The 13,384-nt window shown below is 57.8% G+C and carries 14 protein-coding genes; all 14 read left to right on the top strand.

What is annotated here, in order from left to right:
- Positions 1-37: 37 nt before the first annotated feature.
- Complete coding sequence (gene flgG, locus HEP89_RS21185; RefSeq protein ID WP_022998496.1) at positions 38-826, top strand: flagellar basal-body rod protein FlgG; 789 nt, start codon at positions 38-40, stop codon at positions 824-826.
- Positions 827-839: 13 nt separating this feature from the next.
- Positions 840-1,295, top strand: a complete 456-nt coding sequence (gene flgA, locus HEP89_RS21190) for a flagellar basal body P-ring formation chaperone FlgA (protein WP_055654468.1) — start codon at positions 840-842, stop codon at positions 1,293-1,295.
- Between the two features lie 4 nt (positions 1,296-1,299).
- Positions 1,300-2,406, top strand: coding sequence for a flagellar basal body P-ring protein FlgI (gene flgI, locus HEP89_RS21195; protein ID WP_055654466.1), 1,107 nt, complete (start codon positions 1,300-1,302; stop codon positions 2,404-2,406).
- Between the two features lie 193 nt (positions 2,407-2,599).
- Positions 2,600-3,142 (top strand): MotE family protein, encoded by a 543-nt coding sequence (locus tag HEP89_RS21200; protein WP_055654463.1) that lies wholly within the window; start codon positions 2,600-2,602, stop codon positions 3,140-3,142.
- Positions 3,142-3,846 (top strand): flagellar basal body L-ring protein FlgH, encoded by a 705-nt coding sequence (gene flgH / locus HEP89_RS21205; protein WP_022998500.1) that lies wholly within the window; start codon positions 3,142-3,144, stop codon positions 3,844-3,846. The genes HEP89_RS21200 and flgH overlap by 1 nt, the downstream gene beginning before the upstream one ends.
- 30 nt (positions 3,847-3,876) lie before the next feature.
- Entirely contained in the window at positions 3,877-4,377 is a 501-nt protein-coding gene (locus tag HEP89_RS21210; RefSeq protein WP_055654461.1) for a flagellar basal body-associated FliL family protein, read from the top strand.
- Entirely contained in the window at positions 4,374-5,117 is a 744-nt protein-coding gene (fliP, locus tag HEP89_RS21215) for a flagellar type III secretion system pore protein FliP (RefSeq protein WP_022998502.1), read from the top strand. Before HEP89_RS21210 ends, fliP begins: the two co-directional genes overlap by 4 nt.
- 307 nt (positions 5,118-5,424) lie before the next feature.
- Positions 5,425-6,327: a flagellin gene (locus tag HEP89_RS21220; protein ID WP_031268437.1), complete on the top strand. Its 903-nt coding sequence runs from the start codon at positions 5,425-5,427 to the stop codon at positions 6,325-6,327.
- A gap of 167 nt (positions 6,328-6,494) precedes the next feature.
- The gene (gene fliF / locus HEP89_RS21225) at positions 6,495-8,141 is read left to right on the top strand and encodes a flagellar basal-body MS-ring/collar protein FliF (protein ID WP_062488683.1); all 1,647 of its coding nucleotides are present in this window, start codon (positions 6,495-6,497) and stop codon (positions 8,139-8,141) included.
- Positions 8,141-8,779, top strand: a complete 639-nt coding sequence (locus tag HEP89_RS21230; RefSeq protein ID WP_055654457.1) for a hypothetical protein — start codon at positions 8,141-8,143, stop codon at positions 8,777-8,779. The genes fliF and HEP89_RS21230 overlap by 1 nt, the downstream gene beginning before the upstream one ends.
- Positions 8,779-10,275 (top strand): MotB family protein, encoded by a 1,497-nt coding sequence (locus HEP89_RS21235; RefSeq protein ID WP_077292792.1) that lies wholly within the window; start codon positions 8,779-8,781, stop codon positions 10,273-10,275. The genes HEP89_RS21230 and HEP89_RS21235 overlap by 1 nt, the downstream gene beginning before the upstream one ends.
- Positions 10,276-10,406: 131 nt before the next feature.
- Positions 10,407-11,510, top strand: coding sequence for a chemotaxis protein (locus HEP89_RS21240; protein WP_208997710.1), 1,104 nt, complete (start codon positions 10,407-10,409; stop codon positions 11,508-11,510).
- Entirely contained in the window at positions 11,500-12,783 is a 1,284-nt protein-coding gene (locus tag HEP89_RS21245) for a flagellar hook-length control protein FliK (RefSeq protein ID WP_167579600.1), read from the top strand. Before HEP89_RS21240 ends, HEP89_RS21245 begins: the two co-directional genes overlap by 11 nt.
- A complete protein-coding gene (locus HEP89_RS21250) occupies positions 12,737-13,312 on the top strand; it encodes a transglycosylase SLT domain-containing protein (RefSeq protein WP_062488687.1) in 576 nt (191 codons plus the stop codon). Before HEP89_RS21245 ends, HEP89_RS21250 begins: the two co-directional genes overlap by 47 nt.
- Positions 13,313-13,384 lie beyond the last annotated feature (72 nt).

Raw genomic sequence — 13,384 nt, forward strand, 5'->3', positions numbered from 1 at the left:
GCCTCGATAAGCGATTGTAATTACCAGGAGAAAATCCATGAAAGCCCTTGCTATCGCCGCGACCGGCATGAGCGCCCAGCAGACGAATGTCGAAGTGGTCGCCAACAACATCGCCAACATGAACACCACGTCCTTCAAACGTTCGCAGGCGGAATTCTCAGACCTGCTCTATCAGGCAGAGCGCCTGCAGGGCGTGCCGAACCGGGGTGGTGAAGATCCTGTACCGGAAGGTGCTCAGCTTGGTCTGGGCGTTCGTACCGCCGGGATCCGCAAACTCCATGCCCAAGGCTCGCTGACCAACACCGGCAACCAGTTCGATGTTGCGCTCGATGGGCGGGGATGGTTCGAAATTACCGGTCCTGATGACGAAACACTGTTTACCCGAGCCGGTTCGTTCAACAAGAATGCAGACGGCAGACTGGTGACCATTGACGGCTATGCCGTCGAACCGGCGATCATCATTCCGCAAGAAACCATTGAAGTTGTCGTCAATGAATCGGGTCAGGTCTATGCCAAGGTCGATGGCGAGATGACGCCTCGTGAACTTGGACAGCTGACGCTTTCCAATTTTGCCAACGATGTCGGTCTGGAACCAGTGGGTGGCAACCTTTTCCGTGAAACCGAGGCGTCTGGCACGCCTGTTACCGGTGTTGCGGGTGATCCGGGTTTCGGCGTGGTTCGCCAGGGGTATCTGGAAAGCTCCAACGTTGATCCGGTAAAGGAAATCACTGCCTTGATCAGCGCTCAGCGCGGCTATGAAATGAACTCCAAGGTCATGAAAGCCGCCGACGAGATGGCCGGTACCGTCACCAACGGCATTCGCTAACAGGGAGAAGGTGATGACGATCCGATCCCTTTTCCTGGTGCTGGTCATGATCTTCAGCACCGGGGCAGCGAAAGCAGCCGGAGGCATAGATCTGCCGGTTCCGCGCCAGACCATACCGGCTGGAACCGAAATCACTCACCAGGATCTGATCGAACGGTCGTTTCCAACGCGGACAGCGCAGCAATTCGCGGTGTCTACCAACAGGGGCCAACTGGTTGGCATGGTTGCACGGCGTACGTTGCTTCCAGGACAGCCGGTACCGATCAATTCGGTCGAAAAGCCGGTCCTTGTTCGTCGTGGTGAGCCGGCGCGACTGGTTTTCCGTGAGCAGGGGCTGGTGATCATCATGCAGGTGGAAGCTCTTCAGAACGGCGGAGCCGGCAACTTCGTACGCGTACGCAATGTCGATAGCGGTCTGGTTGTTTCCGGGCGGGTTCAAGAAGACGGCACCATACGTGTGGAGAACTGATTTTATGACCCGGTTACTCGTTTTTGTTCTGGCTGCACTGTTGGCCTTGCCGGTGTCGGCAATGTCCATGGTGCGGATCAAGGACATCGCCAGTCTGCAAGGGGTGCGCGACAACCAGCTTGTCGGCTATGGCCTCGTTATCGGTCTGAAAGGATCCGGCGACACGTTGCGCAATTCCCCATTCACGGAGCAATCGCTGCAATCGATGCTCGACAGTCTGGGGGTGAACGTACGCGATGCGCGGCTGCGGACGCGTAACGTAGCAGCCGTTGTCGTGACCGCCGAAATGCCGTCTTTCATCGGTCAGGGATCGACGATCGACGTAAGTGTGTCCTCGCTTGGCGATGCGACGTCACTTGCCGGGGGTACTCTCATCGCTACCCCTTTGCTGGGAGCTGACGGGCAAATCTACGCGGTTGCGCAGGGCCCCGTTGCAGTATCAGGTTTCTCGGAGCTGGGGCAGGCGGAAAGCCTGACCCAGGGGATACCGACTGTCGGTCGGGTTCCAAACGGTGGTCTCATCGAAAGAGATTTGCCGGCTAAATTTTCGCAAATACCTAACCTGGTTCTCGAACTTTCCAATCCGGATTTCCGCACCGCAGTGCGTATCGCCGATGCGATCAACCAGTTCACCAGGGAGCGATACGGCATCAAGGTGGCCAAGGAGCGCGACTATCGCACCGTGGTACTCACGCCTCCGCAAAACATCAGTGTCACGCGGTTCATCGCTGAAATCGAGGCTATTCGGGTGACGCCTGACCAGATTGCGAAGGTCGTGATCGATGAGCGAACAGGGACTGTGGTCATAGGCAAGGATGTGCAGATTTCGACCGTTGCGATTACCCATGGCAATCTGACGGTTCGTATATCGGAAGCACCCGAGGTTTCGCAGCCGTCGCCGTTTTCGCTGAATGGCCAGACAGTGGTTGTGCCACGAACATATGTCGATGCTCAGGAAAGCGGTGGTCAACTGGCTGTTGTCGGTGGAACGGACCTGCCCACGCTGGTACGAGGTCTCAACCGGATCGGTCTGCGACCAACTGGTATCATCGCCATCCTTCAGGCGATCAAGACAGCCGGCGCGCTGCAGGCGGAACTCGTGGTGCAATAAGTCAGACCTGGTCCTAACCCAACAGGGAAGCCAGCACTCATGTGGTCTGAACCCCTGAAGGGCGGGATGACGTCTCCTTCATGAGAGCAATTCTGAAACGCCGCTTTTTGAAGCGGCGTTTTTTTGCGACAGCCTCACGCAAGCTCGATCTCCGATTGTGCGGTCAAAGAGGTTCTGCACAAGGGAAGGCCTTATGCCACGACATTTGGACCGCGGCCGCACATTCACGCTTCTGGTGCTTGCGGCAGTTTCGCTCACATTTGGCGGCCAGGCCATTGCCCAGGCGCCGCGTCAGAAGCCGCAGGCACGCGAAAGCGCGATTGCGCCCGTACCGCCACAGGACAGCGAGCTCTATTGCAAGAACATCGCCGAAGCGGCTTCGGATGCGCGCATCAAGTGGCAGACCTGGAAACTGATCAGCCTGGAGGCAAGTCTCCGGGACAGGATTGAAGAATTGCAGCGCAAAGAGCGCGAATTCGAAAAATGGGTCGAGCGGCGCGAAGACCTTCTCAACGAAGTCGAGGATCAGGTTGTCTCCATTATCGGGCGCATGCGTCCGGAAGCAGCTGCGGCGCAGCTGCAGACGACCGACGAGGAAGCCGCTGTTGGCGTTCTCCTGAAACTGAAGGCCCGTGTTGCCAGCAGCATTCTCGATGAGATGGAGCCTTCCCGTGCTGCCCAGCTAACCCAATCGATGATGGGCCTGACCCATCCCGAAATACAACGGAGTTTCTGATGCGCGCTTTTGTGATCTCCCTAGGAGCTGCGATGCTGACCGGCTGTGCCGGGCAGCTGGAAGACGTTGGTCGCGCACCGGAGATGTCTCCGGTCGGGTACGGCCTTGCCGTTCAACAGCCGGCAGCTTATCCGCTGAGCACTTTCGGGCAGGGCACGGTCAAGGACTACAACTCCTTGTGGGCCAGCGGTCGCGACAATTTCTTTGCAGACCCGCGTGCGAAGAAGGTCGGTGATGTGCTGACAGTAACCATCCAGATCAATGACCGCGCGAACATGGACAACAGTTCGGATCGCCGCCGCACTTCCGATATCGGTTGGGGTGGCACCATGGATTACGACTGGGATGGCATCGGGCATGGTGGCAGCGGCAATCTTGGCGTTGATTCCGGCTCCGGTTCCGCGGGTTCCGGCTCTATCGATCGGTCGGAAGAAATCCAGCTGTCCGTTGCCGCCGTCGTCACGGACCGGCTGCCGAATGGCAACCTGGTGATCTCCGGCTCGCAGGAAATGCGCGTCAACTTCGAGATGCGCATCCTGCAAATCGCCGGGATCGTACGTCCGCGGGACATTCAGGCCAACAACACCATTCCTTACGACAAGATTGCCGAAGCGCGGGTCTCCTATGGTGGCCGCGGCAGGATCACCGAGGTTCAGCAACCGGCCTGGGGGCAGCAGATCTACGACATCGTGACGCCCTTCTGAGCCCTTCCTGAAAGTACCGGAAAGACCCAAATGCCTAATATCATTGAAGTTCCTTTTGAGGGTGCGCGGGAAAATCAGCGCAGCTCCGGTTTCGTCGCGGCGTTGGTGCTCCTGACGCTGATTGGCGGTGGCGCTGGAGCGGGCCTTGCAAAATATGTTGCGGACTATACGGAAGAGGAAGTTCATGGCCGGCTTCGCCAGCAACAGAGCTTTACCGAAACGCTGCCGTTTTCGCCTTCGACACGCCTGCAGACGCTTGAACCGCTCGTGACAAATCTGGCATCGCCGCAAGACGCCTGGATCAGGTTGCAGGCGTCAATTCTTCTGGAAGACGATCCGGACGGTGATGTCGGTGTGCTCAAGAAAAAGGTCGAGGACGATTTTCTAGGCTACATGCGCACGCTTACGCTCTCTCATCTGGAAGGGGGGATCGGTTTGCAGCATCTTCGCGAAGATCTCACCGAGCGCGCTCAGACACGCACCAAAGGTCAGGTGAACGAAGTCATTCTGGAATCGGTGGTTATTCAATGAGCCGTCTTCTTGTTGCCGGCCTTGTACTGGTCGCGATGACGGGGGCTGCGGCTGCCCAGGTGCCGGATCTTTCTGCGTTGCTACCTGCAGGAGAGGGCAGTGCCAGCGGCCGCATCATCCAGATGATTGCACTCTTGACGGTGCTTTCTCTGGCTCCGGGCATCCTGATCATGGTGACGAGCTTCACCCGTTTCGTGATCGCTTTCTCGTTCCTGAGGTCCGGTATAGGTCTTCAAACAACACCGGGTAACCTGATCCTCATTTCGCTGGCCCTCTTCATGACTTTTTACGTCATGGCTCCAACTTTCGACAAAGCCTGGGAGCAGGGTGTTCAGCCTCTGATGAACAACGAGATCTCCGAGGAAGAGGCCTATGTGCGGATCACAACGCCCTTCCGGGACTTCATGCTCAGCCAGGTGCGCGAAGAAGATCTCGTTCTCTTTGATGATCTTGCGGCCGGCCGCGTGACAGAAAACGAAGCGGCCTCTGCAGAGGAAGTTGAACTGCGTGTCTTGATCCCGGCTTTCATGATTTCCGAGTTGCGCCGGGGTTTCGAAATCGGATTTTTGATCGCGTTGCCTTTTCTCGTGATCGATATGATCGTCGCAACGATCACCATGTCCATGGGTATGATGATGTTGCCACCAACAGTCATATCGTTGCCTTTCAAGGCGTTGTTCTTTGTTTTGATCGACGGATGGAACCTTCTGGTCGGTAGTCTTGTGCGATCATTCTTGTAACCGACGGAGGCGTCGGGGCGCAAAAGGGCGGGGCCGAAAGGCTCCGCTTTTTTTGTTTTGGCGATAAGATCGCGCGCGACTATATCTTTTGGTCCAAGATTAGGCCTTGGAGAAATTCGAAAAAGATCAAATTGCCCGTATCGACGTAAGCTTCACGCAAGATTGAGCCGCTAGGGTCATTTTCACAGCAGGTTGAACCCCAAACTACCCACGGTTCAAAAGCATGACGCTGCTCCTGCTGTGCCGGTGCAAACCCGGCATGTCCCAATCCAATCCAGTACACACTGACACATTGAAGGGACATATCATGTCTAGCTTGATGACGAACGCTTCCGCAATGACCGCTCTGCAGACTCTGCGGAACACCAGCGCCAACCTGGCAGAGACGCAGAACCGCATCTCCACCGGTTATCGCGTTGCCGGCGCGGAAGACAACGCTGCCTACTGGTCCATCGCAACCACCATGCGTTCTGACAACATGGCTCTTAGCGCCGTTGAAGACTCTCTGGGTCTGGGTGCTGCGACCGTCGACGTCATGTACACTGCTATGGACAGCACTGTTGATGTCATGAACGAAATCAAAGCCAAGCTTGTTGCTGCCCGTACTCCGGGTGTCGACCGCGGCAAGATCCAGTCCGACATCAACGAACTGCAGAACCAGCTTAAGTCGACTGCCGAATCCGCTGTTTTCAACGGTGAAAACTGGCTGTCTTCCGACGTGACCACCGTTACATCGAAAGAAATCGTCAGCTCCTTCACCCGCGTCGGTGGTGCGGTTTCCGTTCTGACGACCACGGTTGATATCACCGCTACCCAGCTCTATGACACCACTGGTGGTGGTACCGGTATCCTCGATCGTGCTCTGACGAACGGTAACGTTGTCGACACCATCGACATCTCCGCTCTGACGGACAGCGCTGCCGACCTGACCACTCTGGAAGGCATGATCTCGGATGTCGACGAAGCTCTGGGCCTCATCACAGACTCCGCAACCCTGCTCGGTTCCACCAAGAAGCGCGTTGATCTGCAGAAGGACTTCGTGTCCGCTCTGATCGACTCGATCGACCGTGGTGTCGGCCAGCTCGTGGATGCTGACATGAACAAAGAATCGACCCGCCTCCAGGCTCTGCAGACTCAGCAGCAGCTCGGTATCCAGGCTCTGTCGATCGCCAACCAGGGTTCGCAGAACATTCTGTCCCTGTTCCGTTAATCCAACCAGTTTATCTGACCGGATTTCCAGGCAAGAGGACCGCGCCCTTCGGGGCGCGGTTTTTTTGTGTCCAGAATTTCCGTCTTCAGGCCCGGGTGACAGGCTCGCGCAAGGTCCAGTTCCGATAGTGGTTCAAACAGAACGTTACGTGCATGAAGGGGTTATGCATGCCGGGCCGTGAACACGCCGAAAAACTATGGGCAAACCTGATGGAACTGGGAGTGCGCAGACTTGTCGCGCTCGCCTTGATCGGGCTCGCTACAATCGCGACCGTCGGCGCGGGAGCATATTACTTGAGCCGACCGGAACAGACCGTCCTCTATACGGGTCTCGACGGTGAAGACGTCACTCGCATCGGTTCCGCGCTGCGGGACGCCGGCATTCCTTTCGACATCAATTCGGAAGGCACCGCCGTCATGGTGAGCCATGCGCAGACAGCCAAGGCGCGCATGCTTCTGGCCGAAAAGGGTCTCCCGCGTGGAGCCAACTCCGGCTACGAGCTCTTCGACGAGTTGGGGTCGCTTGGGTTGACCTCCTTCATGCAGGAAGTGACACGGGTGCGAGCGCTTGAAGGTGAGCTTGCCCGAACCATCCAGCTCATGAAGGGGATCCGGGCAGCGCGCGTTCATATCGTGTTGCCAGAGAAAGGATCTTTCAGGCGCGATCAGCAGCCGCCGTCGGCATCTGTCGTCATCCGTTCCGATGTGCCAGACGATGTACGAACCGCCGATGCCATCCGCCACCTGGTTGCTGCCGGTGTTCCGGGCATGCAAGCCGACAAGGTTACAGTGCTCGACACGTCCGGTGGTATCCTGGCGGCCGGCCAGGATCCGACCAAGGCCTCCGCAGGCCAGCTTGCCAGCCTCGAGACGGCTGTCAGCAGCCGGATCCAGGAAAACATTCGCAAGACCCTGACGCCATATCTTGGCCTGGACAACTTCGAGGTCAGTGTCGCCGCGGAGCTGAACACGGACCGCAAGACGATTGCCGAGACGATTTTCGATCCGGACTCGCGGACCGAGCGCTCAATCCGGACCATTCGCGAAAACGAGAACGCTCAGAACTCCAGCGTCTCGGCACCGACAACGGTCGAGCAGAACCTTCCTGAAGAGGATGTGTCCGCGGACAACGGTGAGCGTTCCAGCGAAGAAAACGAGCGGCGCGAGGAAACCGTTAATTACGAGATCTCCTCCAAACGCATCGAGACGTCTCAGGATGGCTATCGTGTCGACCGTCTGTCCATTGCGGTTCTGGTTGATAAGTCCCGTCTTGCGCAGTCTCTTGGCGGCGAACCGACCCAGGCTCAACTGGATGAACAGCTGACGGAAATCGAAGCACTGGTTGCTTCTTCTGCGGGGATTGAAAAAGAACGGGGAGACCTGGTCAAGGTTGCTGTCGTCGACTTCATTGACGGCGGCCGGGCCATGGAGCCGATCCCGCCGATCAGCATCACCGAATATCTGATGCGCCAGTCCGGCAACATCATCAATGCGCTCGCAATCCTGACCGTGTCGATGCTGGTGATCTGGTTCGGTCTGCGGCCTGCCGTGGCTGCCCTGGTGCCGCAAATGGCCAAGCCGCAGGTCGAAATGGCCGAACTCGGAATGCTGCCGGAGACTGCGGAAGGGACTGCAGAAGCAGTCGACGGGGATCAGACCTTCCTGATGCCGCCGGATCATTCCGACATGCTGCAGGACCTCAACAGCCGGCGCAACAAGTCCGCGCTCCGGAAGCTGGAATCCTTGCTGGAGTTCAACGAGGAACAGTCTGCCGCGATCCTGCGCCAGTGGCTCTATGAATCGGAGCGCATCTAATGACCACCTCAATCGCTTCCCATATTCCCGTCCTGTCCGCCTCCAGATTCAAGTCCTTCGGTGCATTCGACCCCGCTCTCGTGGACGTTCTGGAGCCTTGCGAGGAAGCTGTGCCCGAACCCAGCCTGGAAGAACAGCTTCAGGCCGAATACGAGCGCGGCCTGGCGGAAGGCAGTGACCGCACGATGGCTCATTTTCAGGCCATCCTGGAACAGGAGCGCGAGGAGCACGCAAGGCAGCTCAAAGACGAGCGTGACCGGTTCGACATGCGTGAATCGGCCAACGTGAGCGCCTCCATCGAAGGCTTCCTCAATGTTATGGAGCAGCGGATCTCCTATTCGCTTTCCAAGCTTCTTCAACCTTTCCTGACAGAGCAGATCGTCGACCAGCTGGTCGATGCCTTTGCCGGCAATCTTCGGCAACTGACCGAGGAAACGGAGGGCAAAATGATCAGGCTGCGCGGACCGGAAACTCTGGTCAGCCGAGTGCTGGAGCAGTTGCCGGCCTTGAGAGACCGGATCGACGTTCAGCATGCTGATCAGGTCGAACTGGTGGCTCTGCTTGACGAGACAACCATTGAAACACGGCTCGGACAATGGCTCGGCCAGCTTGAAGCCTTGAAAGGGGAGGCAGACTGATGTTGGACGGCGTCCCGAATGAAATCGTAATTGTCCGGCGCAAGAACAGCTGGGAAGACGATCAGCTGCCACATGGCGTCTGGAAGATTGCCTACGCGGATTTCATGACCGCATTGATGGCCTTTTTTCTGGTCATGTGGCTGATCAATGTGACCGACGACAGCGTGCGTCGCGGCGTTGCGCAGTATTTCAACCCGGTCAAACTTGCCTCCACGGCTCCGAACCGCAAGGGCCTGAACGATCCGGAGATCAACGGCGATACCAACGAAGCCGGCACCAAGCTTTTCACCGGCAAATTGGGTGGGTCTGATGCGCCGGTCGATCAGGATGAGAACTTCGGTGATGGCCTGGACAAGGGACACAGACTGGAGGAGGTGGTCGAGACACCGGAGATGGGTGGGGCTCCGGCCTCTGGGCAGTTTACCCAGACCCATTCGGAATCGATCCTTTTCACGGATCCCTATGCCGTACTCGACACCCTTTCGCAGAAAATCCGTGTCGCCGATGTGCGGGAGGACAACCCAAAGGGTATAGGCACAGGTCTTCAGAAAAACGAAGGCGTTCAGGGTGGGCAGGCCTATCGGGATCCCTTTGATCCGATGTTCTGGCAGTTCCGTCCTGGCCGAGGTGTCGCCAGTGCCGAGGCAGCTCCTGACGTAAGTTTGCCGGGCGATGGTACCGCGCCTTCTACCCAGGCTCTGGCCGGTGAATTCGCCTTTGCTGCGCCGTTTGAAGATGGCACGCAACCTGAGACCGGCATTACCCGGCAAAACGGAAACGCTGCCCCTGGAAATGGGCCTAGCAACGGGGACTACATGGCGGAACAATCCGGAACGACGTCCTTTGAATTTGTCAGCAACGGCGCACTTCCCGACAACGGGGATACGACGGATCAGGTCGTCGCTCATGTGCTTGGCAAGTCGCTTCAGGCGTCTTCAACCGAGGTGATCGCTGAAGTCCAGACAGAAACGGTCATTGGTACCGGAGACGGTGAGGGCACTTACGAAGAAGACTTCACGGAAAGCAGCGCCGAGGTACTGGTCGCCCGTCTTTCGGAAGTCCTTGCCCAGACTGAGGGGACAGCTCTTGAGGAAACCGCCAGTCAGATTACGGTGACGAGAGAAGGTGAGGGAGCCTTGATCAGCCTTACCGACGACCAGAACTTCGGTATGTTCGCCATCGGGTCTGCCGAGCCACGCCCGGAACTCGTCAAACTGCTTGAACGGATTGGCAAGGTGGTTGCCGAAACTCCGGGACAGATTGTCATCAAGGGTCATACGGACGCGCGCCCTTTCAAAAGCAAGACCTATGACAACTGGCGCTTGTCGTCGGCACGCGCTCACATGGCTCTCTACATGCTCACTCGCGGAGGTGTCGGCAAGGACAGGTTCAACCGAGTCGAAGGCTACGCCGATCAGGATCTGAAAGTTCCTTCCGATCCTCTTGCTGCCTCCAACAGGCGGATTGAGATCTACTTGCTGGAAGGGGCTCGGTAATGCGCTGCCTTTCCATCAGGATCCCTTGCTTCAAAGGTCTGCTCCTTGGCTTGATTGCGGCCGTCTTCTGGGTGTCGGCAGGCTGGGCGCAGCAGGTTGGTAAGCAGACTTCGGATCCGGAACCATTTGAAATGATCCGGTCGCTGCAGTCCTTGCAAGAGCAGATCGCACAGGGCAACAGCCATGTGATGCAGGCGCAGCGAGCCTTGCTGACAAAGATGGACGCAAGTTTCGTCGTGTTGCCAGCCGACGCGTGGCAGGAACCACGCAACGCGCGGGCGGCCGTCATCCATCTTCTGAGTGGCGGACACCCAGACGTAATGCGGTATCTCTTGTCCCTCGATCCGGCACCCGCTGTCGACCGCAAACTCATGGAAGCGTCGCTTGCCTATGTCGAAGGCAGGGAAGAGGACATGATCGTTCTTCTGGCGGCGATCGATCCGCTGGAACTGCCGGCAAGCCTGGGGGGACATGTCGCACTGGTAAAGGCTGCACCCTACATCCGCACGGATCCGGAAAAGGCGATGGAACTGCTTCAGGTCGCCAGCCTACTGATGCCTGGAACGCTCGTCGAGGAAGCTGCTCTTCGCCGGGAAGTCTTCGTCGCTGGGATGACCGGGAACGTCGATCGCTTTCGAGTTCTCAGCATCCGGTATCTTCGCCGGTTCCGCACGTCGGTTTACGCTGGTGATTTCCGCAGGCGATTTGCCCTGTCACTGGACACGCTCGGATTTGTCAAAAGCGAGGACAAGTTCGCGCTTCTGGATGACGTGCTGCACGAATTCGATGCCGACAGCAGGCGCGGTCTTTATCTTCGGCTGGCCCGTTCCGCCCTGCTGGCAGGCCATCTGAATGTCGCGCGAAAGGCAACGGGAGAAGCGCTGACGCTAACCGTCGACGGCACCAAGGAAAACGAAATCCTGAAGATCTATCTTGCGGCAACCCGTCTCGACCCGGAGTTCATTACAGCCAACCGAGACCTGTTGTGGTCGATCGACAAGTCGATCCTGACAGCGCAGGACCTGGCGATGCTTGACGGCGTCTATACCGTGCTCAACTCGGTCCGGCATTTTCCGGAGCCGCCGCCCAACGTGATCGGCGAATTCAACGTCGCGACCAATATGGACGCTCCTGAAGATCAAAGCTGGGTCAGCGCGGACATGGAACTTGCGAATGTTCTGTTGCGCCGGACGGGAAAGTCCCTCGCTCAATTGGGAGAACAGGATGAGCGTTAACACTCAGGCATTCGTTCCGACTGCGCCGAAGTCCGGCAAGTCGACGGACGCTGGAACGGGCGAGCGCGGGCAAACCTCTTCCAAAGAAGCCGCAGCTGCATTCCAGGCCGTCATGCAGAACATGAAAAAAGGCGATGCTGCCGAAGATGCGGCAGGAAAACCCGGGTCTGAAACATCTGATCAGGCAGACGGGGCTACGGGTGATGCAAACGGCAAGACCGGTTCCGGCAAGGAACAGGCGGCTGGTTCTGCGGCGTTTTCGACCAGCAATCTTGTCGATGCCCTGCGTCAGGCTTCCCAGAACGCACTGTCACGCAAGGCGAAGGATGGCGAGGGCCTGGATGGTGCGGTCGAGGGACAAACGGACCCGAAGGCCGAAACCATGTTGCAGAGTTCGGCAGCGCATGTGGGGTTGTCGCTAAATGCGGTGCTGGCTGGAAAACCCGGGCAGGTTCCCTCGTCGCAGGCCCAGTCTGGTGCAGCCCCTATGCCTTCGCTCCTGCAAGGGCAGGCCAACGGCATGCCGGTTGGTGATCCCGATGGACCTGCACAGACCGGAACTTCTTCGCTCTTCGCGCAGTTCGGCGTCGAACCGGAGGCAATTTCCGACGGCGAAGGACGTGGGGCTATTGGCCGGTCCATGTTGCCGGACGAAGCGGCGGGCACCGTCAAGGTTCTGCGCCAGGAAACCCACTTTGCACCGAATATGCGACTCTCCCCCGCGCAACAGGTGGGTGACCAGATCGCCGCTGCGGTAAAGGATATGGCTTCCAGCTCCGCATCACTTGACGGTGGCATAACTGCCAAGGCGGAAGGTCCTGTTCTGAAAACACTGGATATCCAGCTCACGCCACATGAGCTCGGCACCGTGAAAGTGTCTCTCAGGATGGTCGGTGATACAGTGGAAGTGTCGCTTGTAACGAGCAGGGCGCAAACTGCGGAACTCCTGAAGCAAGACCGGCAACTGCTCGATCAGATGCTCAGGACGACCGGGGTCAAGGCTGATGCCATCACGATCCAGGCTGGAGACGACCGGATCCAGGTCCAGGCGGGAAGCAACGCTTCAGGCCCTCAGGCCCAGAACCAGAATGGCGCTGGTGGCGGTAACCCGTTTGACGGCCAACCGCAGAGTTCCGGCAACGGTGCCGGACAGCAGAATGGGCGTCCGGGCCAAAACTCCAGAGAAGACGCGTATCAGGCTTCTGAAACAACAAGAGGAACAGGTCATGAGGAAGGTTCTGACATCAGCCTTTCTGACGGCATCTATCTTTAGTGCTCTCGCCGTTAGCGTGCCTGCGGCTGCCGAGACCCAGAACGTTTGCGAACGCGAGATGATCTCGGCTGCGCGAAAGTACAACGTGCCGCTCGGCGTGCTTTATGCGGTCGGGCTGACGGAAACCGGGCGGCGCAATTCGCTGTACCCCTATGCCCTCAATATCGAGGGAAAGTCCGTGTTTCCTCCCAGCCGGCAAGCCGCGAAGCAGGACGTGATTGATGCGCAACAGCACGGCAAGAAGCTGATCGACATCGGCTGTATGCAGATCAACCATCATTACCACGGTGACCAGTTCCGTTCGGTGGATCAGATGCTGGAACCACGTGCAAATGTGCAATATGCGGCAAGGTTCCTGAAGGACCTGAGGCGGCGCCAGGGATCCTGGACGATGGCTGTTGCCCGCTATCATGCGGGTCCGAACAATGATCCCGCGCAAAAACGGTATGTCTGCACGGTGATCCGCAACATGGTTGCTTCCGGTTTTGGAAACTGGACACAGCAGTCCAAGCAATTCTGCGGCGCCTGATCTCTGAAAAGCACCGGACAGCTTGCCCGGTGCTTTCGTTTTGTTTGATAGATAAATTTTTACATAATTAAG

It is taken from the genome of Labrenzia sp. 5N (genome assembly GCF_012395805.1).
In the GTDB taxonomy this organism is placed as follows: domain Bacteria; phylum Pseudomonadota; class Alphaproteobacteria; order Rhizobiales; family Stappiaceae; genus Roseibium; species Roseibium algicola.

Excerpts from the sequence above, each read along its gene's own strand:
- flgH (WP_022998500.1), top strand. The coding sequence starts at position 3,142 with ATGCGCGCTTTTGTGATCTCCCTAGGAGCTGCGATGCTGACCGGCTGT.
- HEP89_RS21230 (WP_055654457.1), top strand. The coding sequence starts at position 8,141 with ATGACCACCTCAATCGCTTCCCATATTCCCGTCCTGTCCGCCTCCAGA.
- HEP89_RS21245 (WP_167579600.1), top strand. The coding sequence starts at position 11,500 with ATGAGCGTTAACACTCAGGCATTCGTTCCGACTGCGCCGAAGTCCGGC.
- flgG (WP_022998496.1), top strand. The coding sequence starts at position 38 with ATGAAAGCCCTTGCTATCGCCGCGACCGGCATGAGCGCCCAGCAGACG.
- fliF (WP_062488683.1), top strand. The coding sequence starts at position 6,495 with ATGCCGGGCCGTGAACACGCCGAAAAACTATGGGCAAACCTGATGGAA.
- HEP89_RS21200 (WP_055654463.1), top strand. The coding sequence starts at position 2,600 with ATGCCACGACATTTGGACCGCGGCCGCACATTCACGCTTCTGGTGCTT.
- fliP (WP_022998502.1), top strand. The coding sequence starts at position 4,374 with ATGAGCCGTCTTCTTGTTGCCGGCCTTGTACTGGTCGCGATGACGGGG.
- HEP89_RS21240 (WP_208997710.1), top strand. The coding sequence starts at position 10,407 with ATGATCCGGTCGCTGCAGTCCTTGCAAGAGCAGATCGCACAGGGCAAC.
- HEP89_RS21235 (WP_077292792.1), top strand. The coding sequence starts at position 8,779 with ATGTTGGACGGCGTCCCGAATGAAATCGTAATTGTCCGGCGCAAGAAC.
- HEP89_RS21220 (WP_031268437.1), top strand. The coding sequence starts at position 5,425 with ATGTCTAGCTTGATGACGAACGCTTCCGCAATGACCGCTCTGCAGACT.
- HEP89_RS21250 (WP_062488687.1), top strand. The coding sequence starts at position 12,737 with ATGAGGAAGGTTCTGACATCAGCCTTTCTGACGGCATCTATCTTTAGT.
- flgI (WP_055654466.1), top strand. The coding sequence starts at position 1,300 with ATGACCCGGTTACTCGTTTTTGTTCTGGCTGCACTGTTGGCCTTGCCG.
- HEP89_RS21210 (WP_055654461.1), top strand. The coding sequence starts at position 3,877 with ATGCCTAATATCATTGAAGTTCCTTTTGAGGGTGCGCGGGAAAATCAG.
- flgA (WP_055654468.1), top strand. The coding sequence starts at position 840 with ATGACGATCCGATCCCTTTTCCTGGTGCTGGTCATGATCTTCAGCACC.